We start from the raw sequence: 26603 nt of genomic DNA, 5'->3' as shown, positions 1-26603 counted from the left end.
TCCGGCATAGATATATGCGTCCCATGTTAGACACCGCCTCAAATCGCCCCGACCTGCCCGCCGAGATTGCGCGCCGTCGCACATTTGCGATCATCAGCCACCCGGATGCGGGGAAAACCACGCTCACGGAAAAATTCCTGTTGTTTGGCGGCGCAATCCAGATGGCGGGTCAAGTGCGCGCCAAAGGCGAGGCGCGGCGCACCCGCTCAGACTTTATGGCGATGGAAAAGGACCGGGGGATCTCGGTTTCAGCTTCAGCCATGTCGTTTGATTTTGCCACGAAGGACCGCAATTTCCGGTTCAATCTGGTCGACACGCCCGGCCACTCTGACTTTTCTGAAGACACCTATCGCACGCTGACGGCGGTGGACGCTGCGGTCATGGTCATTGATGGGGCCAAGGGTGTTGAATCGCAGACCCAGAAATTGTTTGAGGTCTGCCGTATGCGCGACCTGCCGATCCTGACCTTCTGTAACAAGATGGACCGTGAAAGCCGGGACGTGTTTGAGATCATTGACGAAATACAGGAAAACCTGGCGATCGACGTGACCCCGGCCTCCTGGCCGATTGGCGTGGGCCGTGATTTTATCGGCTGCTACGATATTCTGCGCGACCGTCTCGAACTGATGGACCGCGCAGACCGAAACAAGGTTGCTGAAAGCGTGCAGATCGAAGGGTTGGAAGACCCGAAACTTGCCGAATACGTGCCTGCCGCCCTGCTTGAAAAACTGCGTGAAGACCTTGAGATGGCCCGTGAACTGCTGCCGCCACTTGACCTTAAGGCGATGCATGAGGGAACGCTGACACCGATTTGGTTCGGCTCAGCGATCAACTCATTCGGCGTCAAGGAATTAATGAACGGCATTGCGGCCTATGGTCCAGAACCACAAATTCAGACGGCCACGCCGCGCGCAATTTTACCAGAAGAAACAAAGGTTTCCGGCTTTGTCTTCAAGGTACAGGCCAATATGGATCCCAAGCACCGGGACCGCGTCGCGTTTGTACGGCTGGCCTCGGGGCATTTCCTGCGCGGCATGAAAATGACCCATGTGCGCACCAAGAAACAGATGACGATCACAAATCCGGTGATGTTTCTGGCCTCAGACCGCGAACTGGCCGAAGAAGCATGGGCCGGCGACATCATCGGCATCCCCAACCACGGCCAGTTGCGCATTGGAGACACCCTTACCGAAGGCGAAACCTTGCGGGTCAGCGGCATCCCCTCATTTGCGCCAGAACTTTTGCAAACGGTACGTGCAGGCGATCCGCTTAAGGCGAAACATCTGGAAAAGGCGCTGATGCAGTTTGCAGAGGAAGGCGCGGCCAAAGTGTTCAAACCCTCCATCGGGTCCGGTTTTATCGTGGGCGTCGTAGGCCAGTTGCAATTTGAAGTGTTGGCCAGCCGGATTGAATTGGAATACGGGCTGCCCGTGCGGTTCGAGGCATCGCAGTTTACCTCTGCGCGTTGGGTGAACGGCAACAAGCAAGCCGTTGATAAATTTACAGAAGCCAACAAACAACATATCGCACATGACCATGATGGTGACATCGTTTATCTGACCCGCCTGCAGTGGGACATTGACCGGATTGAGCGTGATTACCCTGATGTACGCTTGACCGCGACCAAGGAAATGATGGTCTGATGACGACCTGGGGCATTTCGGCGACGATCAAGGCCCCGGCGGATGAAATCCTGCGGTTCGCCGCCTATCATCTGGAAAAAGGCGCACATCGGCTTTTTATCTATCTCGACGAGGAAAACCCGTCGGCATTTGAGGCATTGAGCGCGCATCCCAAAGTTCGGGTGACCAAGTGTGATGACGCATGGTGGCTAAAACGCCGCAAACAACGGCCCGAGATGCATCAGGCACGCCAGACGGCCAATGCAACGCACGCCTACCGCCGCCGCGCCGAGTTGGATTGGTTGATCCACATGGACGTGGACGAGTTTCTGATTTGCGATCAGCACATTGGCACCATTCTGGCCACCCTGCCCGGCGACACACCCCTGACCCGCATCCGCCCGATGGAATCGCTGTCAGGTGGCACAGCTGCCTTCAAGCGATTCATCCCCGGTGGCCCGGACCGCGATCGCATCGTGACATCGCTTTATCCGACCTACGGCCTTTACACCAAGGGTGGGTTTCTCAGCCATCTGGCGGGCAAAGTATTTGTGCGCACCGGATTGCCTGACGTGACTGTCAAAATCCACAATGCCTTTCAGAATGGCGAACAGATCACGGGAATCGACGATCAACCCGGCATCGAGCTTGCCCATATGCATGCCAAAACGTGGGACGACTGGCGATCAAGCTATCAGTACAGGCTGACCAAAGGATCCTACCGCGCGGAACTTGGCCCCAACAAGCCCCATGAAAAGGGCGGGCTGTCCATGCACGAGCTTTTCACCATGATCGAAAAGGAAGATGGCGAAGAAGGTCTGCGTGCGTTTTTTGAAGAAGTTTCCGCCGACACGCCCGGATTGCGTGCCAGATTGGACGCCCATGGATTGCTGGCTTTGATCAATCTAGACCTCGATAGCCCGATGCGGACCCATTTCCCCAACGTAAACCCCTGAACGCACAATCATTTGACGCCATTCCCGCAACTTGGTATGCGCTTCCAACGATGCAGCGATCACAGGATCGCCACTTGGGCCATTCGGGCCGGCATTGAATGCGCCGCGGGCCAAACCAGTGTCCGCTCATACCGGATACATATGACAAAATTCTCTGATCTCAGTCTCAATCCCAAGGTCCTCAAAGCTGTTGAGGAGGCCGGGTACGAAACCCCCACCCCCATTCAGGCGGGTGCCATACCCCCAGCCTTGGCTGGCCGCGACGTTTTGGGCATCGCCCAGACCGGCACCGGAAAGACCGCCGCATTCGTGATGCCGATGATCACGCTTTTGGCACGGGGCCGCGCACGCGCGCGCATGCCGCGCTCTTTGGTGCTTTGCCCCACACGGGAACTTGCAGCCCAGGTGGCCGAAAACTTTGACACATATTCCAAGTATGTGAAACTGACGAAAGCGTTGCTGATCGGCGGCGTGTCGTTCAAAGAACAAGACACCCTGATCGACAAAGGTGTGGACGTGCTGATTGCCACACCGGGCCGTTTACTTGACCATTTTGAGCGTGGCAAACTGATCCTGAATGACGTCAAGGTCATGGTGGTGGACGAAGCCGACCGCATGCTTGATATGGGGTTCATCCCTGACATCGAACGCATCTTCGGCCTGACGCCCTTTACCCGCCAGACGCTGTTCTTCTCGGCAACAATGGCACCCGAAATTGAGCGGATCACCAACACATTCCTCAGCAACCCCGAGCGGATCGAAGTCGCCCGTCAGGCGACCACCGGCGAGAATATCACCCAAGGTGTGCTGATGTTCAAAGCCTCTCGGAAAGACCGCGAAGGCACTGAAAAACGCAACGCCTTGCGCAAGCTTATTGACGCTGAAGGTGACAAATGCACCAACGCCATCATCTTTTGCAACCGCAAGATGGATGTGGATGTCGTCGCTAAGTCATTGAAAAAGCATGGCTATGACGCAGCCCCAATTCATGGCGATCTGGACCAAAGCCAACGCACAAGAACTCTTGATGGCTTTCGTGCCGGCGATCTGCGCTTTCTCGTGGCCTCGGATGTGGCCGCACGTGGCCTTGACGTGCCATCAGTAAGCCACGTCTTTAACTTCGATGTGCCAAGCCATGCAGAAGATTATGTGCACCGCATTGGCCGCACCGGCCGCGCGGGCCGTGACGGCAAGGCGATCATGATCTGTGCACCGCGCGACGAGAAAAACCTCGCCGATGTTGAACGTCTGGTGCAACGCGAAATCCCGCGCCTTGATGACCCACTAGGCGGCGGTGTTACCCCTACGTCAGAGGCAGCGGCGAAACCAGCGGATGACAGCGAAAAGCCCAGGCATAGCCGCTCACGCAGCCGCAAGTCCGACGAAAAAACTAAAGAGCAAAAGCCGATAACCGAAGCGCCCGCCAAGACAGAGGCCGCGAAACCTGCGCCCGAGACAAAGCCAGCAGCGCAAGAGAAACCTCGTCAAAAGCAAGACACAGCGCGAAAAGACACACCGCGGAGCGACAACAACCGCAGCCGCAACAATGATAACCGTGGTGGCAACAAGGTTGTGGGTCTGGGCGATCACCTGCCCGACTTCATCGGTCTTAGCTTTGAGGAACGTGAAAACTAGCCGATCAGGTTACAAGCGGATCGGCGACAAGCAGCGCGCCGATCCCTGCTGTGCCATTTGACCTTGGTGCGGCGCTGACAGCTCCTTAGATATGGGATTACTTCCTTATCGGATCAACGCCTCATGCCGCGTCTTTTGCATGCCCTCTTTTTTGTCGTTGCCGCCAGCCAGGCCAGTGCCGAACGCTGTAGCGCTGTTGTAAACGGCAGCGAAATCGTCGTGGACAGCGAGAATTTCACCACTTTTGCGGATGATGTAAAGCGACGGGAAAAACTGCTGAGCTGGCCCTCACGCAAATGGAACGAGGCCTGGGGCAGCCCACCAGCGTGCAACAGTGGCGTTTTATACGATTATCTGGCCACGACCGTCCCAACCGAAGAGATCGCCACCTATTGCCTGACATCCACGGAAGATGACGGATATTTCCTGATCCCAGGACCTCGGAATTTTCGCGGGCTATGTCGAAAGACAGTCTGTGAACGGGTCAATACAACCGTTGATGAAACCACCGAAATCAGCAAATCAATTGCCCAAGGCGCAACAAAGGTCCTCACAGAACCCGGTGGCGCACGCGCGATCGCCCACCAATCCGGCGCATTGATCCTGTCGGGCAGCGCTGGGACGATCACCGCAAATCTGGCAAGCACAGGCTCAACCATGATGACCGCGTTGTCTGCCCCGGCGGTTTTGGCCGCCGCCGGGGTGTCAGTGCTCGCGGTCGGTGGCACGGTTTTTATGTGCCGCCGTTAATTCAGGCGGCTGACCACCACCGTCACTTCTGGCTTTTTACCGATCTCGTTCTGCGCTGATTGACGCACGGTCTTTTTCAGCCCGTCGTTCAGCTTGTCATCATCGCGCAACGTTTTGGCCCCGGACCGGTTCAGCCATTGGCTCAGATCCTCTTCCAAGACATCCACCAGCGACGCATTGCTGCGTCCGGTTTCTGGTAGACCCATGGTGTCCACCCACGGCTCACCCAAAGGCTCGTCATCGGCGTCCATGATCACCGTTACGGTCACATGGCCATTCAGCGCCATACGGATACGGTCACGGACAACACCATCAAGCGCGCCAATCTTGACTGATCCATCCAGATAGGTGCGGCCCGTTTCGATGTATTCGACAACCTTGGGCGCGTTGCCGGAAAGGTCGATCATCATGCCGTTTATAGCCAGCACACCTTTGATGCCCTTGCCATTGGCAATCTTTACGTGCTCGCGCAAATGCCGGTGTTCGCCGTGCATCGGGATCAGGATCTGCGGTTTGGCAATGTCATGCAATTCTTCCAGATCCGGGCGATTGGCGTGACCGGACACATGATAAAGACCGGACGAATCATCGACCACATCCACGCCCTTTTCAGAGAATTGGTTGATGATCCTGATCACACCACGCTCATTTCCGGGAATTGTCTTGGATGAAAACAGGAACAAATCGCCCTCTTTCAGCTCGAGCCCCTGAAATTTGCCCTGCGCCAGCTGTGCGGACGCCGCACGGCGTTCGCCTTGGCTACCTGTTACCAGCAGCATCAGGTTTTCACGTGGAATCCCGCGTGCCTCTTCGGGGCTGATGCAGTTTGGAAAATCTTTCATCACGCCGCTTTCAAGCGCGGCCTCGACCATCCGGTTCATTGATCGTCCCAACAGTACAATTGACCGCCCTGCCCGGTCGCCCGCCACAGCCAGCGTTTTCACACGCGCCACGTTCGAGGCAAAAGTTGTCGCCACCACCATACCGTCATGGCCGCTGACCAGTCTCTCAATCTCTGGTCCGACACTGGCCTCTGATCGGCCCGGCAGAGGTGAAAACACATTCGTGGAATCACACACCAGCGCCTTGACCCCGTCTTTGCAAAGCTCAGCCCACAAGGCATCGTCAAAGGGTTCGCCGACGCCAGGCGTGCGGTCAATCTTGAAGTCACCCGAATGGATCACCCGGCCTGCCGGGCTGTCAATCACCATGGCAGAGGATTCAGGGATCGAATGCGAGATCGGCATGAAGCCAACAGTGAATGGCCCCGCTTTGATCTGCTGGGGCCAGGCCCCAACTACAGTCACGGCATCATCTGGGTGACCATGTTCGCTCATCTTGCGGCGCGCGATGTTGGCGGTGAACTTGCGCGCATATATCGGTGCCTGAAGTGCCTCATAGCTATGGGCGACGGCACCGACGTGGTCTTCGTGCGCGTGGGTGACAAACACCGCTTCAATCTGGTCGCGACGTTCTTTCAGCCACGCAATATCCGGCAGGATCAAATCCACGCCGGGACTTGTGTCCATATCGGGAAAGGCCACGCCGATGTCCACGACGATCAGCCGTTCCTTACCGGGCCGCCCGTAACCATAGACATAGGCATTCATGCCAATTTCGCCTGCCCCACCGAGGGGCAGATAGATCAATCTTTCGCTGCTCATTATTCAGCTAATTCCTTATTATATTTATGTATCACGGTCAGGCCGTGCATTGTGAGGTCATCTTGGTATTCATCAAAAAGGTCCACGGCCTGCTGAAACAGCGGCGCAAGGCCCCCGGTGGAAATCACACGCATGTCGCGCCCATGTTCCGCCTTTATCCGCGCACATATCTCACGAACCAGCCCGACATAACCCCAAAAAACACCCGATTGCATACAAGCAACAGTATTGGTACCGATCACCATCTGTGGTTTGGAGATGTCCACATGAGGCAGCGCCGCGGCGGCATTGTGCAACGCCTCAAGCGAAAGGTTCACGCCGGGTGCAATCACTCCGCCGATATAGGCCCCATCGTGATCGACCACGTCAAAGGTCGTGGCAGTGCCAAAATCCACGACAATCAGGTCGCCTCCATAAAGGTCATAGCCCGCCACTGTGTTCACCAACCGATCCGGCCCTACCGCTGTGCCAATGTCCACCCTGACATCCACAGGCAGTGCACATTCCGGTTTGCCCACAACCATGGGGCGCGTGTTGAAATAGCGATCCGCAAAAACCCGCAGGTTAAACACCACGCGCGGGACGGTTGAACTGACGATTACATCGGTGATGTCAGCCTCGACATTCTGAAACTTCATCAACGTGCTGAGCCAGACGTAGTATTGATCTGCGGTGCGCTGCCATTCGGTCGACGTGCGCCAAGTTGCGATAAATTCAGTCCCGTTCCATATTGAGAATACAGTATTGGTGTTGCCGCAATCGATTGCCAAAAGCATGCAGGTCGCCCCCCCGTTCAGAAAAATACATCTGCCGCCGTGATGGCGACCGCACCGCTGCTCGTGCGCAAGATCAGATTACCCTCTGGGTCCACATCCTCAAAGGTGCCAACGGTTTGCTCACGCATGGTCCGCGCGGTGATCACCTGGCCCAGTCGGGCGGCATGTGCCAGCCACGCCGTGCGTATGGGGGCAAAACCATATGTGGTAAACTGGGTCTCCAATGCTGCATATTCAATGGCAAGCAGTTCCAGAAACGCCTCTGGGCTGACCTTCAGGTCAAACGCACCCGCAAGCGATACAGGCGTCACGGCACCCGGTTCAACATCAGCCACAGTGGGCGCATGGGCAAGGTTCACGCCCACCCCGATGATCAACTGATCGCCACTGCTTTCCAGCAAGATACCCGCGACTTTGCCACCATCAAGCAACACGTCATTGGGCCATTTCAACGCGAAACGATCGACCTGTCCGGTCAACGCCACAAAGGCACGCAACAACGCCAATGAGGTCACAAAACTGCGCAAGGCCGCAAACCCGGGTGCCTCGGTCCTCCGCAAGATCAACGTACCTGCGAAATTTCCGCGCGCCGTTGACCATGCCCGCCCACGCCGCCCGCGCGCCGCGGTTTGCTCAAGCGCCAAAATCCATGTGGGTCGGGTAAGTGACGGCGCAATGCGCCCCGCCTCTGACAGTGTCGAATCCAACACATCAAAAACGCGCCGCCCATATGCCACAGGCCACGCGCTCATGATTTCATTGTTCCAAAAATACACATTTCCGCCCGCGCGGAATGCACCTTAGTTGACAAGTGTCGCCGCCGCCGCCGCCGCCGCCCCTTCGACCCCGAACATGTTCACGATGCCAAGCACCATAACCAAGGCGGACGCCATCAGGAAACCGGACAACAAGGCACCGCCCTGATCGTCCAACTGCTCCGATCCCTCTTCGCCAAAATACATGTAGAACACGATGCGCAGATAATAATAGGCCCCGATCACCGAAGCGATCACGCCGGCAACCGCCAACCAGACCAACCCGGCCTCATAGGCGGCGCGCAACACGTAAAGCTTACCAAAGAAACCCAGCATCGGTGGCACACCGGCCAACGAAAATAGCAACACAAGCATCGCAAGCGCCCGACCCGGGCTGCGCTTGGAATACATATTGAGCGACCGGATATCCGTCACCGGCGCGCCATCTTTCTGCATCAGCAGGATGAACGCAAAGGTACCGACATTCATGGTCACATAGATTGCCATATAGACCAGCATGGCCTGCACACCCAATACCGTGCCAGCCGCTAGACCCATCAACGCATAGCCCATGTGGGCAATGGACGAGAACGCCATCAGCCGTTTGATATTGGTCTGGCCAATGGCTGCCACGGCACCAAGAAACATCGACAGCACCGACAGCAGCGCAATGATCTGGCTCCAGTCGCTGACCGCGTTGCCAAAGGCGTCATGCAGCACCCGCGCAAAAAGCCCCATCGCCGCAACCTTGGGTGCTGTTGCAAAAAAGGCGGTGACCGGCGTGGGCGATCCTTCGTAGACATCCGGCGTCCACATGTGGAACGGCACGGCAGATACTTTGAAAGCCATGCCAGAGATCAGGAACACCAAGCCAAAGAGCAGGCCAAGCGATGTCTCACCTGATTGCGCCGTGGTGATGATGCCGCTGAACAAGGTGGTTCCGGCATAGCCATAAACCAAGGAGGCACCATAAAGCAGGATGCCAGAGCTCAGCGCGCCGAGCACGAAATACTTCAGGCCCGCTTCGGTTGATTTCACGGAATCGCGGCGCAGGGACGCCACCACATAAAGCGCCAGCGATTGCAGCTCCAAGCCCATATAAAGCGCCATCAAATCACCTGCACTGACCATCATCATCATGCCAACGGCGCTGAGCGCGACCAAAATTGGATATTCAAAGCGCAGCAATCCGCGGGCTTTCATATACCCTTCGGACATGATCAGCACGGCCGCCGCAGACAGCAGGATCGTCACCTTGGCAAAGCGTGCGAATGAATCCTCGATGAACATGCCGCCAAAGGCAATGCGGGTCCCTTCACCGGTCATCCCGATCCATGCCGCCAACACGACAAATACCGCTGCTGTCAACCAGACCAACAGGCCGCCGGCCTTGTCCTTGGACGTGTAAACCGCCCCCAAAAGCCCCAGCATGGCAAACACCGCCAGCAGGATTTCCGGCAGGATCACATTCAGATCATTGGAAATCATCACTCGGACCTTCCTAGTTTGACACAGCGGCGGACTGAACGACATCGCCTGCCGCCTCCAGCGCCACGTTATAATTTCCCACCAAGGCCGCAACCGACGGCCCGATCATATCGAGCACCAGCGCAGGGTAGACACCCAAGAGCAAGGTCATCACCACCAGTGGCGCAAAAATCCAGCGCTCACGCGTGGTCATGTCAGTGATCGCCTTGAGGCTTTCCTTGATCAGATCGCCCATGACCACCCGGCGGTACAGCCAAAGCGCATAGGCCGCAGAAAGGATCACGCCGGATGTCGCAACCGCTGCGACCCAGGTATTGACCTGAAAAACCGCCATCAATGTCAGAAATTCACCAACAAACCCCGATGTGCCCGGCAGGCCCACGTTCGCCATTGTGAAGAACATAAAGATCAGGGCATAGGCCGGCATCCGGTTCACCAGACCACCATAGGCGTCAATCTCGCGGGTGTGCATGCGGTCATAGATCACACCGACACACAGGAACAACGCCCCCGAGATAAAGCCGTGGCTGATCATCTGGAAAATCGCACCGTCCACGCCCTGCTGGTTCGCGGCAAAGATGCCCATGGTCACGAACCCCATGTGTGCGACCGATGAATAGGCAATGAGCTTTTTCATATCTTCCTGCACCAGCGCCACCAGCGAGGTATAGACAATCGCAATCGCCGATATCCAGAGGACAAAGGGTGCCATCACGTCAGACCCAACCGGGAACATCGGCAGCGAAAACCGCAAGAAGCCATAACCACCCATCTTGAGCAGGATTGCCGCCAGAACAACAGAACCCGCCGTTGGGGCTTGCACGTGGGCATCCGGCAACCAGGTGTGCACCGGCCACATCGGCATTTTGACCGCAAAGCTAGCAAAGAATGCAAGGAACATCAGGGTTTGCATGCCGCCGACAATCTGTATGCCCATAAGACTAAAGGTTTCGGACCCAAAGGTATGGGTCAAAAGGCTCACTTCGCACCCGCCGATACAAGTTGTGCCCGCTTCGGTGAACATCGCCACCATCGCTACCAGCATCAGAACCGACCCAAGGAAGGTATAGAGAAAAAACTTAAAGCTGGCATAGATGCGGTCCTTGCCGCCCCAGATGCCAATGATCAGGAACATCGGGATCAGGCCTGCTTCGAAGAAGAGATAGAACAGAACCAGATCCAGCGCCATGAACACGCCCAGCATCAGCGTCTCAAGCAGTAAAAATGCAATCATGTATTCTTTGACGCGGGTCTCCACATTCCAGGATGCGGCAATCACCAGCGGCATCATGAAAGTGGTCAGCATTACAAACAGGATCGAAATACCGTCAACCCCCAGACGGTATTGCATGCCAAGAAGCCATTCGGCCTCGTCCAAGAACTGGAAATCAGGGTTGCTGGCGTCAAAATCAAACAGCACAAACAGCGAGATCAGGAACGTGACGGTCGTGGTGATCATCGCCAGCCATTTGGCATTGCGCCCAGCCGCTGCATCATCACCGCGCAGGAACACGGCCAAAATCAATGCCGCAAAGGCAGGCATGAAGGTGATTATGGAAAGCAGGTGATGGTCCATCAGAATGCTCCGTTCCACCAGGCCGCAATCAAGGCGATCGGCAGGATAACAATGAGAACCGCAGCAAAAATCGCGGCATAAAATAGGGTGGCGACAAAGAGACCTGAGCCTCCCATTACAATGCCGACGCGGGCCAGCGCGCGTGTCGATTTGTTCTCGTCACCGAGATAGAACGCGGAAAGACCCATCACCGCGACACAGCCCCCGATGATGAGATAGAATTCGATAGGCATCAGTTGCCCCCCCCGCTCATCGACATCCAGGTCACCAACACAGCGATGCCGATCACCATGGCAAAGGCATAGGTAAAGATATAGCCGGACTGCGCCTTGCCCGCGAGGCGGGTTAAGAACGGGATGATCCCCATCGCCACACCATTGAGCGTGCCGTCGATCACATTGCCGTCCCCACGTTTCCACAAGAAGCGCCCAATGGCTTTGGCCGGGCCCACAAAGATCACATCGTACAGCTCATCAAAATACCATTTGTTTTTCAGGAACTGATACAAGGGCTGCTGGTTTGCCGCCAGGCGCGCAGGCAGACTTGGGTTCCAGATATAGAACCACATCGCCATCAGGAAACCACCCAACATTGCGATAAAGGGGCTGACCTTGACCCAGGCCGGTGCCGCATGGGCGTCGTCCAGCACATGATTGTCTGGGCCAAAATAAATCGCCCCTTCCCCCGGTGCGCCGCCAAAGGATGCGTGGTGTTCGCCGTCCCCGGCTGCCTCTTGACCATGGCCCTCGGTCGCTGCAGCGTCATCCTGGCCCTTCTCGGCACCATCAACATGGGCCGTGCCGTCCGCCGCCATCTCAGCCAGTGGGATGTCATAGAATTCCGCGATGTCCTCGGCATGCCCAAAGAAGCTGTTGTACCAGATCATGCCCGCAAAGATCGCGCCAAGGCTCAACACGCCCAGCGGAACTAACATTGTCATCGGGCTTTCATGTGCATGCTCATGGGTGTGCTTGTCGCCACGTGGCGTGCCGTAGAACGTCATGAACATCAAGCGCCAGCTATAGAACGAGGTCATCGCAGCGGCCACGACCAGCAACCAGAAACCATACATCGACCCGCCTGCCCATGCAGATTCAATAATCGCATCCTTGGACAGGAAGCCGGCAAAACCAAAATGCGTGAGCGGGATGCCGACACCGGTGATCGCCAGCGTGCCAATCATCATTGCCGCGAAGGTGTAGGGGATCTTTTTGCGCAGACCACCATAGTTGGTCATGTCCTGCTCATGGTGCATGGCATGAATGACCGAACCTGCCCCGAGAAACAGCATCGCTTTAAAGAAGGCATGCGTAAAGAGGTGGAACATCGCGGCGGAATACATGCCAACACCTGCGGCCACAAACATGTAGCCCAGCTGCGAACAGGTGGAATACGCAATGACGCGCTTGATATCGGTCTGCACCAGACCCACGGTCGCGGCAAAGAATGCCGTCGACGCCCCGATGACCGTGACGAAAATCATCGCCTCAGGTGCAAATTCCATCAGCGGTGACATGCGGCAGACAAGGAAAACCCCCGCTGTCACCATGGTCGCCGCGTGGATCAGGGCGGACACAGGGGTCGGACCTTCCATCGCATCGGGCAACCACGTGTGCAGAAACAACTGGGCTGATTTACCCATTGCACCAACAAACAACAAAAAGGCGATCAGGTTCGCAGCGTTCCATTCCGACCACAAAAACCCAACGGTTTGTTCGGCCAGCTCAGGCGCGGCGGCAAACACATCGTCAAATTTGATGCTGTCGGTGAGATAGAAAAGACCAAAGATACCCAGCGCAAAGCCGAAATCCCCAACCCGGTTCACCACAAACGCTTTGATCGCTGCGGCATTGGCGGATGGTTTCTTATAATAGAACCCAATCAGCAGATACGACGCCACGCCGACCCCTTCCCAGCCAAAGAACATCTGCACAAGGTTGTCGGATGTGACCAGCATCAACATCGCAAAGGTAAAGAACGACAGATAGGCAAAGAAGCGCGGTTTGTAGGATTCATCTTCGTTGAAATTCACGTCATGCGACATGTAGCCAAACGAATAAAGGTGCACGAGGCTCGACACCGTTGTCACCACAATCAGCATGATCGCGGTCAACCGGTCCATGCGAATGGCCCAATCGGTGGAAAGCGTACCACTTTCGATAAAGCGCAATATCTGGATATGCTCGGTGGGTCCGTCGAAGGTCAGAAACACCAACCAGCTGAGCAGGGCCGCAAGGAACAGAAGGCCGGTTGAAACCCACATCGCAGCGGTCTCTCCGATGATCTTCCAGCCAAAGCCGCAAATCAATGCACCGACAAGCGGGGCAAATAGGATTGTGGTTTCCATAGCCCTCAGCCCTTCATCACGTTTACGTCTTCGACAGCAATAGAGCCGCGATTACGGAAGAAACAAACCAGAATAGCCAGACCAATCGCGGCCTCGGCGGCGGCAACGGTCAACACGAAAAGGGTAAAAACCTGGCCCACCAGATCGCCAAGGAAACTGGAAAACGCCACCAGATTGATGTTTACCGCCAGCAGCATCAATTCAATGCTCATCAGCAGAATGATCACGTTCTTGCGGTTCAGGAAGAGCCCGAAGATGCCAATGACAAACAGCGTCGCCGCCACTGTCAGATAGTGTTCAAGTCCGATCATATCGTCCCTCGGTTTGTTCCCCGTTAACCCGGGTCTTTCATACATCGCCCGTTTTCGGGCTTCTTAGTCTTGTTCAACCCCGACTTCCACCGGGATATGGGTTTAGCCGATCAAGTTGTAGCCGCCGAATAGAATGATCAGCACGACAATCAGCACCACAATTGTATTCCTCGACATCGTTTGCGTCCCTTGTCTCGTCCGGTTGCGATCTTCTGCACAGAAACGCTCTGGACTATCTTAAAAATGCCGGTGCGCTACAGCCCCTGCCCCGGTTTTACGTCTTTCAGTTCCATCGCCGTGGCCGGGTTGCGCATCATCTGGGCAACCACGTCCTGGCGTTTGACATCCACGCGGTGGCGCAACGTCAAAACAATCGCACCGATCATCGCCACCAGCAGGATCAGACCCGCCAGTTGAAACAACAGGAAATATTGGTCATAAAGGATCAATCCCAACGCCTTGGTGTTGAACGTATTTGGATCAATCGCTTGCGCACGCAGCCCTTCGGCGGCCGCGTTGGTTTCCCATGCGCCAAAGGCCATGACAAACTGCATCAGGATCACCAGACCAATCAGCAACGCGAGCGGCATATAGCGCGCCATTTCGGCCTTCAGTTCCGCGAAATCAACGTCCAGCATCATGACGACGAACAAGAACAGCACCGCAACAGCGCCGACATAAACGATGATCAGCAACATCGCGACAAATTCTGCACCCAACAGCACGAACAGTCCCGCCGCGCTGAGAAACGACAGGATCAGCCAAAGCACCGAATGCACGGGATTGCGGCTGATCACGGTGAAGAGGCCGCCAGTGATCACGCTGATCGCAAACAGATAGAATGAAAAGACCGTCATGCCCCGTCTTCCTTTTTAGTATCCGCCTTTTCATCCAACACCGCCTGCGCCAGTTCCAGCGCGCGGGTCATAGCGGGGATGCCGGCAAAAACCGACATCTGTCCAATTGTTTCAATGATGTGCTGCTTGGTGGCCCCTGCCTCCAGTGCATGACGGACGGTCTGGCGCAGCGCCACATCGTTTTGTGCACCCTGCATGGTCAGCCCGGCCAGTGTCAGCAACAGCCGCGTGCGCGCATCCAGCCCATCCGGGTTCAGCGTGTTGCCAAAGAAGGTTTCCATCAATTCCTTGGGCATTGTGCCCATCATTGCCTCAAAACCTTTCGGCGAAAACGCATCCATCGCCGGAAACGACTTTGCCATTTCCTGCGCCTGTTTCATCATCGCTTCAAATGGGTTTGTGGGATCTGTCATCGGTACGGCGCATCCATTTCAAGGTTCCGGGCAATCTCGGCCTCCCAGCGGTCACCGTTCTCCAGCAGTTTGTTCTTGTCGTAATAAAGCTCTTCACGAGTCTCTGTTGAGAACTCAAAATTCGGACCTTCGACAATCGCATCCACCGGGCAGGCTTCCTGACAGAACCCGCAATAAATGCATTTGGTCATGTCGATGTCATAGCGCGTGGTGCGACGGCTGCCATCTGCGCGGGGTTCGGCGTCGATGGTGATCGCCTGTGCCGGGCAGATCGCTTCGCAGAGTTTGCACGCGATGCAGCGTTCCTCGCCGTTCGGATAGCGGCGCAGCGCGTGTTCACCACGAAAGCGCGGGGAAAGCGGCCCCTTTTCATGCGGATAGTTCAGCGTGACTTTAGGCGCAAAGAAGTACCGCATGCCCAGCATGAACGCCTTGGCATAATCCTGCAGCAGGAAATATTTTGCAGCGCGTGTATAATCGGTTTGTGCCATCTCAGCCCCCTACGGTCCAGCGGGCATAGACGCCCCAGAACCAGTCAAATTTCGCCGCAAAGGCCACGAAGACCACCCAGAACAATGAGAACGGCAGGAACACTTTCCAACCCAGACGCATCAGCTGGTCGTAGCGGTAGCGCGGCGTGATTGCCTTGACCATCGAGAACATGAAGAACACCATCAACATCTTGATGAACATCCAAAAGAACCCGTCAGGCAGGAATGGGATGGGTGACAACCAGCCGCCAAAGAACAACAGCGACACCAGCGCGCACATCAGCACAACCGCAACCAGCTCTCCGATCATGAAAAGCAGGAATGGTGTCGAAGAATATTCAACCTGATAACCCGCGACCAGTTCTGATTCCGCTTCCGGCAGGTCAAACGGCGGCCGGTTGGTTTCAGCCAAGGCGCTGATAAAGAACAGGATCAGCATTGGGAAATGCGGCAGGAAGTACCAGTTGAAAATGCCCCAGTCGCCGTCCTGCGCGTTTACAATCGAGGTAAAATTCATCGAGCCCGTCGACAGGATCACCCCGATGATGATCAAACCGATGGAAACTTCATATGAAATCATCTGCGCCGCGGACCGCAGCGAGCCAAGGAAAGGGTATTTCGAGTTCGATGCCCATCCGCCCATGATCACGCCGTAGACTTCAAGCGAGGAGATGGCGAAGACATACAGGATCGCCACATTGATATCGGCAAGGATCCAGCCTTCGTTAAACGGGATCACCGCCCATGCGATCATCGCCATGACAAAGGATATCATCGGGGCCAGGAAAAACACCGGACGGTCCGCACCCGCAGGCACGACCACTTCCTTGACGATGTATTTCAGAAAATCCGCAAAGGACTGCAACAGGCCAAAGACACCAACAACGTTGGGGCCACGCCGCATCATCACCGCAGCCCAGATTTTGCGGTCTGCATACATCAGGAACGCAAGCGCCAGCAGGAGCGGTACCACCAGCAGCAACACCTGACCGACAGTCAGCAGGCCAATGCCCAGATATGTGTTGTAAAAGAAGTCAGCCATAGTCCCTCACACCGCCGGAATGCCCTTTTCCGCACAATTCTGTGCGGTCACTTCGGCATCAATTGTCTTCAAGCCCCGTGGCAGGCTTGGCGAGATTGTGTAAACAGCATCTGCCCGCCATATGCCAGCCTCTTGGGTCACATTTGTCCGCAGATGACGTGCAAAACCATACCCACGGATCAGCGTATATTGTGCCGCTGCACATTCCGCATAGTCGGATACGTCACGCGTTGACAGCGCTTTGGTCATCGCCACATTGAACTGTACCAGATCACCGTCAAGCAAGGTGGTCTCTACCCCTTTGTATTCAGGGATAAAATCCTCTGCCGTCGGCACCTGAGGTTCACAGGCAGCTAACAAGACAGGAGCGAGGGCCAGCATGGCCTTCACTCCGCCGCCATTGGGTTCGCACGGCGCGCTGCGGCGTTTGATGACAATTCGGCCATCAATTCGCTTGCGCGTGCAATCGGGTTCGAGAGGTAAAAATCCGAGAGCGCAGGCGCAAAGCTGGCTTTGCCCAGTTTGCCCTTGGGCAGCGCGGACCATTCGTTTTCCGGCACCTGATCAACATCAGCCAGATGCGGCACATCCTTTACCAGCGCCTTGCGCAATGCCGCAATGGAATCAAACGGCAATGTCGCGCCCATCTCTGCGCTCAATGCCCGCAGGATCGCCCAGTTTTCTTTGGCTTGCCCCGGTGCGAACCCCGCGCGGGATGCCAGTTGTGGCCGCCCTTCAGTGTTCACAAAAAGACCCGGCTCTTCGGTATAGGCGGCACCCGGCAGGATGATATCCGCGCGGTGTGCGCCGCGATCCCCATGCGAGCCTTGATAGATCACAAACGGGCCAGCCGCGATATCGACCTCATCCGCGCCCAGGTTATAGACCACATCAGCACCCGACACATCGTCCATGCCCCCCGGTGCAACCGCACCGATGTCCATCGCACCCACCCGGCCCGCCGCCGTGTGCAGCACCATCAACTTGCTGTCGGTCTTTTCTGCCAGTTCCATCGCGGCGGCCAGCACAGCGGCACCATCCGCCTCGCGCAGCGCACCTTGGCCGACGATCACGAGGGACGGCACCTCAAGCACTTGTTTGAATTTGGTGCCAAGCACCTTGTCCAGCGCTGCGCGATCATTGCCCATATGCGCATATTCGTAGGTCAGGTCGACGGCTTCACCGATCAGCCCGATATTGGCCCCTCGCACCCACGCCTTGCGGATACGTGCGTTCAGCACAGGCGCTTCAATGGCCGGATTTGTCCCGATCAACTGAATCATCTGGGCGCTATCAATGTCTTCAATCCTTGCAGTCCCAACATAGCCTGAACGGTTGCCCGTTGGCAGTTTGGCCCCATCGGTCCGGCACTCAACAACGCCGCCCTGCCCCTCGATCATCGTTTTAAGCGCATAGGCCGCTTCAACCGACACCAGATCACCTACCAAGCCAGCGACCTTCTTATCTTTCATCGCAGCAGCGGCAGCGGCCAGCGCCTCTGGCCATTCCGCTGGGCGCAGTTTGCCATTCTCGCGCAAATAGGGCGTGTCCAACCGCTGACGACGCAATCCGTCCCAGACGAAACGCGTCTTGTCGGAAATCCATTCCTCATTCACGCCATCATGGTTGCGCGGCAAAATCCGCATCACTTCGCGGCCTTTGGTATCCACACGGATATTGGACCCCAGCGCATCCATCACGTCGATGCTTTCGGTTTTGCTCAACTCCCAAGGCCGCGCGGTAAACGCATAAGGCTTGCTGACCAGCGCACCAACTGGACACAGATCAATGATGTTGCCCTGCAGATTGCTGTCCAGCGTTTGCCCCAGATACGCCGTGATTTCAGCATCCTCACCCCGGCCTGTCTGGCCCATTTGGTGAATGCCTGCGACCTCGGTGGTAAAGCGCACGCAACGGGTGCACGAAATGCACCGCGTCATGTGGGTTTCGACCAAGGGTCCCAGATCCAGATCTTCGGTGGCACGTTTGGGTTCGCGGAAACGGCTGAAATCAACGCCGTAGGCCATCGCCTGATCCTGCAAATCACACTCGCCGCCCTGATCGCAGATCGGGCAATCCAGCGGGTGATTGATCAGCAGAAATTCCATCACGCCCTCGCGGGCTTTCTTCACCATCGGTGAATTGGTCTTTACCACAGGTGGCTGCCCTTCGGGTCCGGGACGCAGATCCTTGACCTGCATTGCGCAGGATGCCGCAGGCTTGGGTGGTCCACCGACAACTTCCACAAGACACATCCGGCAATTACCCGCAATCGTCAGGCGTTCGTGATAGCAAAAACGTGGGATTTCCACGCCCGCCAGCTCACAGGCCTGAATGAGTGTCATCGCACCCTCGGCTTCGATTTCCTTGCCGTCGATGATGATCTTGCGGATATCGCTCATATGCTCATTTCGCTTTTAGTAACGAACCTATGCGGCTCGATTTTTGAATCTCTGCACGTCCAAAGGCACAATAGCTTTGCGGGTCCGAAGTATCGACCCCCTTTGCCTTGAAAAATGCAGCTGCTTTTGCCCGTAAACGTGCTTTGTCGGCCTCGCTGTCGATGTAGGCCTCTATTTCCACGCTTGTATAGCCCAAAGCCTTGGCTTCTGATTCTAGCTTTCGGACATAGGTGATGGCTCGAAACATGCGCGCGCTGATTGTCGGACAGTTTTTGCGGACGCGGTCAGCAATCCCCAAATCAAAAAGCGCATCGTCGATGGCCGCCACCTTGTTCAAGGGCTGTTTGGCCGCAACAGGTGTTCCCAACAGGCCCACGCTCAACAGTATAATCAATATCTTACGCATATTTACGCTCCTCATGTACGCCGGGCACAATGGCCCGATCCGCACATGGGGATTTGGAATGCTGATATGCAATAACATTGCGCCCTTCGGACAATTGCGCGCGATATGCCGCGCATTGGATCACTGTGGACAAGTGCCTTGAAAGATCAATTTGTTCTCGCTGATCCGCAGTTGTTCCATGTCTGGCCCGATGGACCAATCGATGTCCGAATTACCGTAGTTTTTCACACAATAAGACACGCCAGCGTGCCGCCCTGCCTCGCGGGCACCATCAATGGATTTTCCAGGCTCACTGACTGTCACCAGAAATACATCGCGCTGCTTGTCAACTTTGCTGACCTTGGTGCGAAAGTATTTCCCGTCAAATAAAATGCGATCTGATTTCTTCGTGCAGCCCGCCATCAGCCCGGCCGTGATCAAAGCCAGAATTACCAAAGTTGATTTCTTCATTTCTGTACCCTTGAATGTGTCGGTCGCAGTAGTTCTGCCTTGTCGATAACCACAATGGAATCATGCACGTGCACGCCGCTGAATTCGCGTGCCAATTCAGGCACCTGCGGTTTGCCCTTGTTGTGATACCATATGTGCATATCATCTATCATCCTGCGCACCGTATTAAAGAAATTTCCCGGCTCTTTAAACCCACCGCCAAACCGCGCGTAATACGAAGTGTGCAAATCCTCAATCATGTATGTCCCCCCCATGGTCAGGAGCGGAAACAAAACCTCGAGCGATGTATGAACATGCGCCATCCGGTGGCTGCCATCATCAAGGACCACATCAACGCCGTCCATTTCGCGGACCACGTCGGCCAGAAACGCGGGATCATCCTGCGAGCCAATCCGCACCATCCCAAACTGGCCATCGTACTGAGCGCAGTCGGGGTTGATATCAACACCACAAATCACTGCATCCTTGCCCAGGTATCGTCGCCACATCTGCAGGCTGCCGCCATTGTTCACGCCAATCTCAAGGAATTTGACCGGGGTGCCTCGATAGCGGGAAAAATAGCGATCATAAATCGGCAGATAATGATGCCATTTGTGGACTTTCACCCCTTCGTTGCCCGCATAGATATCAAGCAGATCACCGTCAAAGCCATAGCGTTCGCGGATGTCTGCGGCCACATCGCCATCTTCGGGGAACCTGAATTTCCTCATCTCAACCTGTCCTGCTCTTGCGGCCGGGGGCGCTTGGCAGCCCCACTTTACCGTCTTCGTGTCTGTTATTCTGCAAAACGCGGGCTCAGGCAACCTTCGCCTGTGTGCACCCGTGGCTTTGCCACATCTGCGCCTGTTTCAAATGTGACCAACCAAAAGCATAGTCACTGTCACCGTGCGTGCGCATATGCTCCAGCCGGGCCAATGCCTCTTCCAGTGTCGGCTGATGGCCCCTTGGCACCCACCACATCACAAAATGCATCGCTCCCAGAACCTCGAACCATTCTTCGCGCTTTTCATAGAATTGCTTGTGGATCGTGCCCCAAACGAATTTCTCCAGCGTCTCGACGCTTTCCCAGACCGTCAGGTTCGAGACATATTGCGGGTCACCCCCAATCGCAGCCTCGGTATTGCCGGTGCCCGGCTCACCTGATCCTTCCATCATCCAAACGAATCCCGGCATGCGTTTGCCAAGACCGTTGATGCGGTCGAGGTTGTCCATGAATTCTTTGACACGCGGATCGTCGGTCGCGGTCAACAATCGCCCCACATTCAATTCCGCCAGATGCATGTCTTTCATCGTCTTTTCCTCTCTTTTAGCGGGGCCACCCCATCCAGAGCTTTGCGCAAGAATGCGATCGTCAAGTTGCCGCCGATATAGACCAGTCCAACCAAAGCCGCATAGGCCCAGATCGGTACAATCCCATAGGTGATCGCCTGATGGGTCGCCCAGACGGGGACCGCAAAGATCGCAAACGAAAGGATCGCGGCCCCAAGGCTCAGCAAGCCGTCCCAGATGTTACGGAAAAATCCCATTATGCTGCTGTTCCCTCATCGCAATTTTTGGTCTTCCACAACTGCGCTTGTTTCACATGGGACCACCCAAACGCATGGTCACTGTCGCCGTGTTCGCCCAGATGCCGAAACCGGGCAATCGCCTCGGTCATTGTGGGTTGATGGCCAATCGGCACCCACCAAATCGCAAAACGCAGGCTCTCAACCGCATCGTACCATTCTGCCTTGCGATCATAGAATTGCTTGTGCACCGTGTTCCAAACAAAATGCTCAAGAGTTGAGACATCGCGCCAGACCGAAAGCGTGCTCGCCGTGCGAGGGTTGCCACCCAGTGCGCCATCCGAGGCACGCTGCTCCTCGTCCATCTCATCTTCGGACATCATCCAGATAAAACCGGGGCTTCGCTGCGCCACACCGTTGACCAGATCAAGGCCATCGACGAACCCCTGCACCCGCGGGTCGTCCCAGTCGTATTTGAGAATACCAAGGTTCAACTCAGCGAGGTGATGGCCTGCGGGCTGTTTCATTGTCTCAGAACGCCGCGATCACGGCCAGCAGGGACAAACCGACCACGCAGACAAATCCGATCATGAACATCGCAGAACGTGCAGGTTGGTTTTCTGTGCGGATGTGAACAATTGCCATGGCGACGCGGGATACGATGAACACTGACGCAAAGAAGTTCACCCAGAACGGCGCGGCCCCGGCCAGTATTGCTGCAATGGTTGCTGCAATGAAGGGACCGGAATTTTCAATCGCATTCATGAACGCGCGGTCCGCCCGATAGACGGCGTTGGCATAGTCCCGCTTTGGCTTACCACAATCACAACGATTTTCCGGCGTGCGCCCCTTTGTCGACAGCCCTGCGAGAATGAGACTGAGCAAAGCCCACAAACCGAGTGAAGCGATGGCGTGACTGTATTCAGCGAATTGCTGCATGGTGCATTCTCCTTGAAAAAACGAAACGCGAGGCCCGGAGCCAGTCGCAAATATTGATCAAATGTCCAGCATCAGTCCCACGAGGTTGTCCAAACCAACCCGCCGCTCAGCCGCCTTGCACACAGCCGGATCAAGAGGGCCACGCGAAGTATCCAATCTGAAAGGCTTGTTGTTCTCAGCATCGAACTCATTCGACAAACGTCGTGCTGCTGCCGCAACAGATTTAGACTTCACTGCAAAAAATTCGTCCGGCCGTGAAAATCGCAAGGCTGAAACAGCCGGCTCGACATCCGCATGCATATCAATCCGCGCACAGCCCTTTGCAAGGCGTCTGGCCAAAAACCGCGCCGCCAAAATCTCAGGCACCGGGTTCGCAACCAAAACTCGTTGAAAGCCATCCCGATTTACCTGCGCAAGGGGCATCTGTACGCCCCCAAACACACAAACGGCCACAACGATTAGAAATCTCACTCCGCCGCCACCGCCGCGCTCATCCGACCTGTACGCTTGTGCTTGATCCGGTCCTCTATCTCATCGCGGAAGTGCCGGATCAGACCTTGGATCGGCCAGGCCGCCGCGTCGCCCAAAGCACAGATCGTATGCCCCTCGACCTGCTTGGTCACGTCCAGCAACATGTCGATTTCCTCAGGCTCCGCATCGCCTGTCACCAATCGCTCCATGACCCGCATCATCCATCCCGTACCTTCGCGGCACGGCGTGCATTGGCCACAGCTTTCGTGCTTATAGAATTTCGACAACCGCCAGATTGCCTTGATCACATCGGTGTTGTTGTCCATCACGATCACCGCCGCCGTGCCGAGGCCCGAGCGTTGTTCGCGCAAATAATCAAAATCCATGATCGCGTCGCGCATTTGTGGGCCGGGGATCATTGGCACCGACGACCCACCGGGGATCACCGCCTTGAGATTGTCCCAGCCACCGCGAATACCGCCGCAGTGCTTTTCGATCAATTCCTCAAACCCAATGCTCATCGCCTCTTCGACGACACATGGGTTGTTCACGTGACCAGAAATCGCAAACAGCTTGGTGCCTGCATTGTTCGGACGGCCAAAGCCCGCGAACCATTCCGGCCCGCGCCGCAAGATTGTTGGTACAACGGCAATAGATTCCACGTTGTTGACTGTGGTCGGACAGCCATAAAGACCCGCACCCGCAGGGAAAGGCGGCTTCATCCGTGGCATGCCCTTTTTGCCCTCCAGGCTCTCCAGCAACGCGGTTTCCTCTCCACAGATATAGGCCCCGGCACCATGCGCCAGATAAAGGTCAAAATCCCACCCCGACTTGCAGGCGTTCTTGCCCAGCAGACCCGCTGCGTAAGCCTCATCAATCGCAGCCTGAAGCGCCTCCTTTTCGCGGATGTATTCGCCGCGAATGTAAATGTAGCAGGCATGCGCGTTCATCGCGAACGATGCGATCAAGCAACCCTCAACCAATGTATGTGGATCGTGGCGCATGATCTCGCGGTCTTTACATGTACCGGGCTCAGATTCGTCCGCATTCACTACCAGATAGGAAGGGCGGCCATCGCTTTCCTTGGGCATGAACGACCATTTCAAGCCGGTTGGGAAACCCGCACCACCGCGACCGCGCAGACCTGATGCCTTCATCTGGTCAACGATCCACTCGCGGCCCTTCTTGATGATGCCAGCCGTGCCATCCCAATGGCCGCGCCCCTGCGCGCCTTTCAGTGTGCGGTCATGCATACCGTAGATGTTGGTAAAAATGCGGTCTTTATCTTGAAGCATGACGCCTACCTTTGGTTTTCTTTGGCGGCCCGGCGGGCCTGCCACATCTGATAAATCACGACCATTGCCCAGAAAAGCGCCGCCAATGCTGCGAAATCAAACAGCAGGGCAAAGCGCCCCGGCAACCCCATCGCAGGGCCGACCCATTGTGCCGCCAGCCACAAAACCATCGTCACAGCAATGACCAAGCCAACGGTCTGGCCTTTGCGTGCAAGCGCTTTGTCGTCGGCGTTGGTCATGGATCACCCTGCCCCGGCTCAGGTCTTTTTCTTGCGCTTTGAGAATTCTGTCTCGCCACCCTTCGCCAATATCTTGGCCTGTGCGATCCAACCGTCGCGTTCAATCCGGCCCTTGAAACGCAAACGGGCATCGACCCATTCGATTTCCTTTTTGCGCCATCCCGCAACCTGATCGTAATGGTAAACGCCCAACTCGTTCAGGGTGCCTTCGAGCTTTGGCCCAACGCCGCTGATCAGCTTAAGATCATCCGCGCCGCCTGCGCGGGCTTTGCTCAGCATTTCTGGCTTGCCATCCGCCGCAACGGGCTTGCGCGCGGGCTTGGCGGCTGCTTTTGGCTTTGCTGCTGCCTTGGCTGGGGCGGCCGCCGCCGTCTTGGATGCAGTTTTTGCGGTCGCTGGCGCAGCTTCTGCTTTCTTGGCGGGTGCTTTCTTGGTGGCAGGTTTTTTGGCTGCCGGTGCTGCCACTGGTTCGGAACTGGTTGTCGCTGCCCCTGCCGATTTGGCCGCAGTCTTCTTCGCCGTTGTCTTTTTCGCTGCGGTCTTTTTGGCCGGTGCCGTCTTTTTTGCAGCGGGTTTTTTCGCCGCCGTCTTGTTGGCTGGATCGTTCGCAACAGGATCGCTCATCAAGCTTGACGCCGTGGTGTTTTGGTCCGTGCTGGCTGGGGCAGCAGTAGGTGCCGCAGCGCCCGCAGTTGTCGCTGTTGACGCACCCGCAGCGGATTGGCTTGCCGGGCGGCTTTGTGAAGCTGAGCTGCTGGATGCAGATGACGCTGTTTCAATCCCTGCGCACAGCAGTTTTTGCAAGAGCCATCCCGCGATCACCGCAACGATAATTCCGACAAAGACGGAAGATATGAAACCCCAACCGCCGATCCCCCACAAAATTACGGCCAAAAGCAATCCAATGCCGCCGCCCATATACCAGCATCGCTTTGTGCAGGCCTCTTTTTCGGATGTGTTACTCATCATTGTCCCTCTCCCCGCTTCTGCGGAAAATGCGGCTTATTTATAGATGCCGTCTTTCTTTGCGCGTTTCGAAAATTCGGTTTCGTCGCCTGAGGCCAGACTGCGGGCCTGATCGACCCAATTGTCCCGGCTCACGCGGCCTTTGAACCCTTCGAGGTTTTGATCCACCCATGCGACTTCATCTGCGCCCCATTTGGCGATCTGATCGTAGTGGTAAAACCCCATTGTGTTCAGCAAGGTCTCAAGCTTTGGGCCAACCCCTTTGATCAGTTTCAGGTCATCCGCACCCGCTTTACGCGGTGCTTTCATCGTGCGTGGCTTTTTGCCCGGAGCGTCATATTCTTGTACACCTGTGTCTGCTTTTACAGGTTTCGGGTCAGATTTCGATGGTGGCTTGGCCTTGGATTGCTTCTTAGCCTGCTGCACCGTCACCCCCGTCGCATCCGCAGGCTTTCCCTTGCTCGGAACGGGCCCGTTGGTGGATGGCTTGGCTTTCGGTTTCTTTGCCGAATTGGCCGGCTTACCCTGCCATGGGGTCAGCAGCGGCACTTCGGTGCCGTCAATGCGTTTGACCGTGTCACCGATGTCCACCGCCAATTGCACGCTGGCATTGTACTGCGTTTTACCGCTGTCATGGTCTTTCAGGCTGGTCAAACCGCTGAGCGGCTCCGCGGCGTAGCGGCCATTTTGCGGCCCCGGTATCGGCACCCTGCCCGCAGCCAGTTCATCCAGAATTTCATTCAGACGCGCGGTGGTCAGATCCTCATAGTAGTCCTTGCCGATCTGGGCCATCGGAGCGTTCGAGCAGGAGCCAAGACATTCGACCTCTTCCCAGCTGAATTTGCCATCACTGCTCAACTCATGTGCATGCTGCGCAATGCGCTCTTTGCAGACGGCCACCAGATCTTCGGCCCCGCAGATCATGCAAGAGGTGGTGCCGCACACCTGAATATGTGCCACAGAACCAACTGGTTGCAGCTGGAACATGAAGTAGAATGTCGCAACCTCGAGACCTCGAATATAGGCAAGGCCCAGCATCTCGGACACATGCTCAATCGCCGGACGGCTAAGCCAGCCTTCCTGCTCCTGCGCCCGCCACAACAGCGGAATGATGGCGCTGGCCTGACGGCCATCGGGATATTTGGTGATCTGCGCCTCAGCCCATGCCTGATTGGCAGGGGTGAAGGCAAAGGAGGCGGGTTGGTCTGGGTGTAGACGGCGGAGCATCAGAATAGGCTTTCGTGCAT

General features: G+C 56.2%; 30 protein-coding genes. 4 read left to right on the top strand and 26 right to left on the bottom strand.

Annotated features, from left to right (window positions below; translation table 11 throughout):
- The first annotated feature begins 23 nt into the window (after positions 1-23).
- The 4 genes from ACEWL3_RS05195 (at position 24) to ACEWL3_RS05180 (ending at position 4963) form a co-directional block, all read left to right on the top strand.
- Positions 24-1643 carry a peptide chain release factor 3 gene (locus tag ACEWL3_RS05195; protein WP_386179904.1) on the top strand — a complete coding sequence of 540 codons (1620 nt, stop codon included), beginning with the start codon at positions 24-26 and terminating at the stop codon, positions 1641-1643.
- Positions 1643-2578, top strand: a complete 936-nt coding sequence (locus ACEWL3_RS05190) for a glycosyltransferase family 2 protein (RefSeq protein WP_386179901.1) — start codon at positions 1643-1645, stop codon at positions 2576-2578. The genes ACEWL3_RS05195 and ACEWL3_RS05190 overlap by 1 nt, the downstream gene beginning before the upstream one ends.
- Positions 2579-2719: 141 nt before the next feature.
- The gene (locus ACEWL3_RS05185; protein WP_386179898.1) at positions 2720-4213 is read left to right on the top strand and encodes a DEAD/DEAH box helicase; all 1494 of its coding nucleotides are present in this window, start codon (positions 2720-2722) and stop codon (positions 4211-4213) included.
- A gap of 123 nt (positions 4214-4336) precedes the next feature.
- Complete coding sequence (locus ACEWL3_RS05180; protein WP_386179895.1) at positions 4337-4963, top strand: hypothetical protein; 627 nt, start codon at positions 4337-4339, stop codon at positions 4961-4963.
- Here the strand turns inward: ACEWL3_RS05180 and ACEWL3_RS05175 are convergent.
- The 26 genes from ACEWL3_RS05175 to ACEWL3_RS05050 form a co-directional block, all read right to left on the bottom strand.
- Positions 4960-6627, bottom strand: a complete 1668-nt coding sequence (locus tag ACEWL3_RS05175; protein WP_386179892.1) for a ribonuclease J — start codon at positions 6625-6627, stop codon at positions 4960-4962. The genes ACEWL3_RS05180 and ACEWL3_RS05175 overlap by 4 nt on opposite strands.
- Entirely contained in the window at positions 6627-7403 is a 777-nt protein-coding gene (locus ACEWL3_RS05170) for a type III pantothenate kinase (protein WP_386179889.1), read from the bottom strand. Before ACEWL3_RS05170 ends, ACEWL3_RS05175 begins: the two co-directional genes overlap by 1 nt.
- 17 nt (positions 7404-7420) lie before the next feature.
- Positions 7421-8155, bottom strand: coding sequence for a biotin--[acetyl-CoA-carboxylase] ligase (locus ACEWL3_RS05165; RefSeq protein WP_386179886.1), 735 nt, complete (start codon positions 8153-8155; stop codon positions 7421-7423).
- 48 nt (positions 8156-8203) lie between these two features.
- Positions 8204-9646: an NADH-quinone oxidoreductase subunit NuoN gene (gene nuoN / locus ACEWL3_RS05160; RefSeq protein ID WP_386180481.1), complete on the bottom strand. Its 1443-nt coding sequence runs from the start codon at positions 9644-9646 to the stop codon at positions 8204-8206.
- A gap of 13 nt (positions 9647-9659) precedes the next feature.
- The gene (locus tag ACEWL3_RS05155) at positions 9660-11222 is read right to left on the bottom strand and encodes an NADH-quinone oxidoreductase subunit M (protein WP_386179883.1); all 1563 of its coding nucleotides are present in this window, start codon (positions 11220-11222) and stop codon (positions 9660-9662) included.
- Positions 11222-11455: a hypothetical protein gene (locus ACEWL3_RS05150; protein ID WP_386179880.1), complete on the bottom strand. Its 234-nt coding sequence runs from the start codon at positions 11453-11455 to the stop codon at positions 11222-11224. Before ACEWL3_RS05150 ends, ACEWL3_RS05155 begins: the two co-directional genes overlap by 1 nt.
- Positions 11455-13569 carry an NADH-quinone oxidoreductase subunit L gene (gene nuoL / locus ACEWL3_RS05145; protein WP_386179877.1) on the bottom strand — a complete coding sequence of 705 codons (2115 nt, stop codon included), beginning with the start codon at positions 13567-13569 and terminating at the stop codon, positions 11455-11457. Before nuoL ends, ACEWL3_RS05150 begins: the two co-directional genes overlap by 1 nt.
- A 5-nt stretch (positions 13570-13574) precedes the next feature.
- On the bottom strand, positions 13575-13880 hold the full coding sequence (gene nuoK / locus ACEWL3_RS05140) for an NADH-quinone oxidoreductase subunit NuoK (protein ID WP_024090650.1): 306 nt from the start codon (positions 13878-13880) through the stop codon (positions 13575-13577).
- Positions 13881-14134: 254 nt separating this feature from the next.
- Positions 14135-14737, bottom strand: coding sequence for an NADH-quinone oxidoreductase subunit J (locus ACEWL3_RS05135; protein ID WP_386179872.1), 603 nt, complete (start codon positions 14735-14737; stop codon positions 14135-14137).
- Positions 14734-15150: a carboxymuconolactone decarboxylase family protein gene (locus ACEWL3_RS05130; protein ID WP_386179869.1), complete on the bottom strand. Its 417-nt coding sequence runs from the start codon at positions 15148-15150 to the stop codon at positions 14734-14736. The genes ACEWL3_RS05135 and ACEWL3_RS05130 overlap by 4 nt, the downstream gene beginning before the upstream one ends.
- A complete protein-coding gene (gene nuoI / locus ACEWL3_RS05125) occupies positions 15147-15641 on the bottom strand; it encodes an NADH-quinone oxidoreductase subunit NuoI (RefSeq protein ID WP_386179866.1) in 495 nt (164 codons plus the stop codon). The genes ACEWL3_RS05130 and nuoI overlap by 4 nt, the downstream gene beginning before the upstream one ends.
- Before the next feature lies 1 nt (position 15642).
- Positions 15643-16683, bottom strand: a complete 1041-nt coding sequence (nuoH, locus tag ACEWL3_RS05120; protein WP_386179863.1) for an NADH-quinone oxidoreductase subunit NuoH — start codon at positions 16681-16683, stop codon at positions 15643-15645.
- 6 nt (positions 16684-16689) lie between these two features.
- Positions 16690-17064, bottom strand: coding sequence for a YNQ4 family lipoprotein (locus tag ACEWL3_RS05115; protein WP_386179860.1), 375 nt, complete (start codon positions 17062-17064; stop codon positions 16690-16692).
- A gap of 5 nt (positions 17065-17069) precedes the next feature.
- Positions 17070-19085 carry an NADH-quinone oxidoreductase subunit NuoG gene (gene nuoG, locus ACEWL3_RS05110; protein ID WP_386179857.1) on the bottom strand — a complete coding sequence of 672 codons (2016 nt, stop codon included), beginning with the start codon at positions 19083-19085 and terminating at the stop codon, positions 17070-17072.
- A gap of 4 nt (positions 19086-19089) precedes the next feature.
- A complete protein-coding gene (locus ACEWL3_RS05105) occupies positions 19090-19569 on the bottom strand; it encodes a DUF5333 domain-containing protein (protein ID WP_386179854.1) in 480 nt (159 codons plus the stop codon).
- Between the two features lie 42 nt (positions 19570-19611).
- Complete coding sequence (locus ACEWL3_RS05100) at positions 19612-19941, bottom strand: hypothetical protein (protein WP_386179851.1); 330 nt, start codon at positions 19939-19941, stop codon at positions 19612-19614.
- On the bottom strand, positions 19938-20651 hold the full coding sequence (locus ACEWL3_RS05095; RefSeq protein ID WP_386179848.1) for a class I SAM-dependent methyltransferase: 714 nt from the start codon (positions 20649-20651) through the stop codon (positions 19938-19940). Before ACEWL3_RS05095 ends, ACEWL3_RS05100 begins: the two co-directional genes overlap by 4 nt.
- A gap of 85 nt (positions 20652-20736) precedes the next feature.
- Entirely contained in the window at positions 20737-21231 is a 495-nt protein-coding gene (locus ACEWL3_RS05090; protein WP_386179845.1) for a DUF3291 domain-containing protein, read from the bottom strand.
- Positions 21228-21467 (bottom strand): hypothetical protein, encoded by a 240-nt coding sequence (locus ACEWL3_RS05085; protein ID WP_114879033.1) that lies wholly within the window; start codon positions 21465-21467, stop codon positions 21228-21230. The genes ACEWL3_RS05090 and ACEWL3_RS05085 overlap by 4 nt, the downstream gene beginning before the upstream one ends.
- Positions 21467-21973, bottom strand: coding sequence for a DUF3291 domain-containing protein (locus tag ACEWL3_RS05080; protein WP_386179841.1), 507 nt, complete (start codon positions 21971-21973; stop codon positions 21467-21469). Before ACEWL3_RS05080 ends, ACEWL3_RS05085 begins: the two co-directional genes overlap by 1 nt.
- A 4-nt stretch (positions 21974-21977) precedes the next feature.
- Entirely contained in the window at positions 21978-22385 is a 408-nt protein-coding gene (locus ACEWL3_RS05075) for an MAPEG family protein (RefSeq protein ID WP_386179839.1), read from the bottom strand.
- A gap of 57 nt (positions 22386-22442) precedes the next feature.
- Complete coding sequence (locus tag ACEWL3_RS05070) at positions 22443-22856, bottom strand: hypothetical protein (protein ID WP_435000538.1); 414 nt, start codon at positions 22854-22856, stop codon at positions 22443-22445.
- On the bottom strand, positions 22853-24151 hold the full coding sequence (gene nuoF, locus ACEWL3_RS05065) for an NADH-quinone oxidoreductase subunit NuoF (protein ID WP_386179834.1): 1299 nt from the start codon (positions 24149-24151) through the stop codon (positions 22853-22855). The genes ACEWL3_RS05070 and nuoF overlap by 4 nt, the downstream gene beginning before the upstream one ends.
- A 5-nt stretch (positions 24152-24156) precedes the next feature.
- Positions 24157-24390, bottom strand: a complete 234-nt coding sequence (locus tag ACEWL3_RS05060; protein ID WP_386179831.1) for a DUF5337 domain-containing protein — start codon at positions 24388-24390, stop codon at positions 24157-24159.
- Positions 24391-24408: 18 nt separating this feature from the next.
- Entirely contained in the window at positions 24409-25359 is a 951-nt protein-coding gene (locus ACEWL3_RS05055) for a helix-hairpin-helix domain-containing protein (RefSeq protein WP_386179828.1), read from the bottom strand.
- A gap of 33 nt (positions 25360-25392) precedes the next feature.
- Positions 25393-26583 (bottom strand): NADH-quinone oxidoreductase subunit E, encoded by a 1191-nt coding sequence (locus ACEWL3_RS05050; RefSeq protein WP_386179825.1) that lies wholly within the window; start codon positions 26581-26583, stop codon positions 25393-25395.
- Between the last annotated feature and the right edge of the window lie 20 nt (positions 26584-26603).

Source organism: Sulfitobacter sediminivivens, from assembly GCF_042611115.2.
GTDB classification, from domain to species: domain Bacteria; phylum Pseudomonadota; class Alphaproteobacteria; order Rhodobacterales; family Rhodobacteraceae; genus Sulfitobacter; species Sulfitobacter sediminivivens.
Note: the sequence above shows the minus strand (reverse complement) of the source record. Positions and strands in the feature narration are given on the sequence as shown.

Bases quoted from the DNA above. Each gene is read 5' to 3' on its own strand.
- ACEWL3_RS05050 (WP_386179825.1), bottom strand. From the start codon at position 26,583: ATGCTCCGCCGTCTACACCCAGACCAACCCGCCTCCTTTGCCTTCACC.
- ACEWL3_RS05085 (WP_114879033.1), bottom strand. From the start codon at position 21,467: ATGGGATTTTTCCGTAACATCTGGGACGGCTTGCTGAGCCTTGGGGCC.
- ACEWL3_RS05185 (WP_386179898.1), top strand. From the start codon at position 2,720: ATGACAAAATTCTCTGATCTCAGTCTCAATCCCAAGGTCCTCAAAGCT.
- ACEWL3_RS05130 (WP_386179869.1), bottom strand. From the start codon at position 15,150: ATGACAGATCCCACAAACCCATTTGAAGCGATGATGAAACAGGCGCAG.
- nuoG (WP_386179857.1), bottom strand. From the start codon at position 19,085: ATGAGCGATATCCGCAAGATCATCATCGACGGCAAGGAAATCGAAGCC.
- ACEWL3_RS05100 (WP_386179851.1), bottom strand. From the start codon at position 19,941: ATGAAGAAATCAACTTTGGTAATTCTGGCTTTGATCACGGCCGGGCTG.
- ACEWL3_RS05075 (WP_386179839.1), bottom strand. From the start codon at position 22,385: ATGCAGCAATTCGCTGAATACAGTCACGCCATCGCTTCACTCGGTTTG.
- ACEWL3_RS05055 (WP_386179828.1), bottom strand. From the start codon at position 25,359: ATGATGAGTAACACATCCGAAAAAGAGGCCTGCACAAAGCGATGCTGG.
- ACEWL3_RS05060 (WP_386179831.1), bottom strand. From the start codon at position 24,390: ATGACCAACGCCGACGACAAAGCGCTTGCACGCAAAGGCCAGACCGTT.
- ACEWL3_RS05190 (WP_386179901.1), top strand. From the start codon at position 1,643: ATGACGACCTGGGGCATTTCGGCGACGATCAAGGCCCCGGCGGATGAA.
- ACEWL3_RS05080 (WP_386179841.1), bottom strand. From the start codon at position 21,973: ATGAAACAGCCCGCAGGCCATCACCTCGCTGAGTTGAACCTTGGTATT.
- nuoN (WP_386180481.1), bottom strand. From the start codon at position 9,646: ATGATTTCCAATGATCTGAATGTGATCCTGCCGGAAATCCTGCTGGCG.
- nuoF (WP_386179834.1), bottom strand. From the start codon at position 24,151: ATGCTTCAAGATAAAGACCGCATTTTTACCAACATCTACGGTATGCAT.
- nuoI (WP_386179866.1), bottom strand. From the start codon at position 15,641: ATGGCACAAACCGATTATACACGCGCTGCAAAATATTTCCTGCTGCAG.
- ACEWL3_RS05115 (WP_386179860.1), bottom strand. From the start codon at position 17,064: ATGCTGGCCCTCGCTCCTGTCTTGTTAGCTGCCTGTGAACCTCAGGTG.
- ACEWL3_RS05175 (WP_386179892.1), bottom strand. From the start codon at position 6,627: ATGAGCAGCGAAAGATTGATCTATCTGCCCCTCGGTGGGGCAGGCGAA.
- ACEWL3_RS05105 (WP_386179854.1), bottom strand. From the start codon at position 19,569: ATGTTATTGCATATCAGCATTCCAAATCCCCATGTGCGGATCGGGCCA.
- nuoL (WP_386179877.1), bottom strand. From the start codon at position 13,569: ATGGAAACCACAATCCTATTTGCCCCGCTTGTCGGTGCATTGATTTGC.
- ACEWL3_RS05135 (WP_386179872.1), bottom strand. From the start codon at position 14,737: ATGACGGTCTTTTCATTCTATCTGTTTGCGATCAGCGTGATCACTGGC.
- ACEWL3_RS05195 (WP_386179904.1), top strand. From the start codon at position 24: ATGTTAGACACCGCCTCAAATCGCCCCGACCTGCCCGCCGAGATTGCG.
- ACEWL3_RS05170 (WP_386179889.1), bottom strand. From the start codon at position 7,403: ATGCTTTTGGCAATCGATTGCGGCAACACCAATACTGTATTCTCAATA.
- ACEWL3_RS05090 (WP_386179845.1), bottom strand. From the start codon at position 21,231: ATGAAAGACATGCATCTGGCGGAATTGAATGTGGGGCGATTGTTGACC.
- ACEWL3_RS05180 (WP_386179895.1), top strand. From the start codon at position 4,337: ATGCCGCGTCTTTTGCATGCCCTCTTTTTTGTCGTTGCCGCCAGCCAG.
- ACEWL3_RS05155 (WP_386179883.1), bottom strand. From the start codon at position 11,222: ATGGACCATCACCTGCTTTCCATAATCACCTTCATGCCTGCCTTTGCG.
- nuoK (WP_024090650.1), bottom strand. From the start codon at position 13,880: ATGATCGGACTTGAACACTATCTGACAGTGGCGGCGACGCTGTTTGTC.
- ACEWL3_RS05165 (WP_386179886.1), bottom strand. From the start codon at position 8,155: ATGAGCGCGTGGCCTGTGGCATATGGGCGGCGCGTTTTTGATGTGTTG.
- nuoH (WP_386179863.1), bottom strand. From the start codon at position 16,683: ATGGCTGACTTCTTTTACAACACATATCTGGGCATTGGCCTGCTGACT.
- ACEWL3_RS05095 (WP_386179848.1), bottom strand. From the start codon at position 20,651: ATGAGGAAATTCAGGTTCCCCGAAGATGGCGATGTGGCCGCAGACATC.
- ACEWL3_RS05150 (WP_386179880.1), bottom strand. From the start codon at position 11,455: ATGCCTATCGAATTCTATCTCATCATCGGGGGCTGTGTCGCGGTGATG.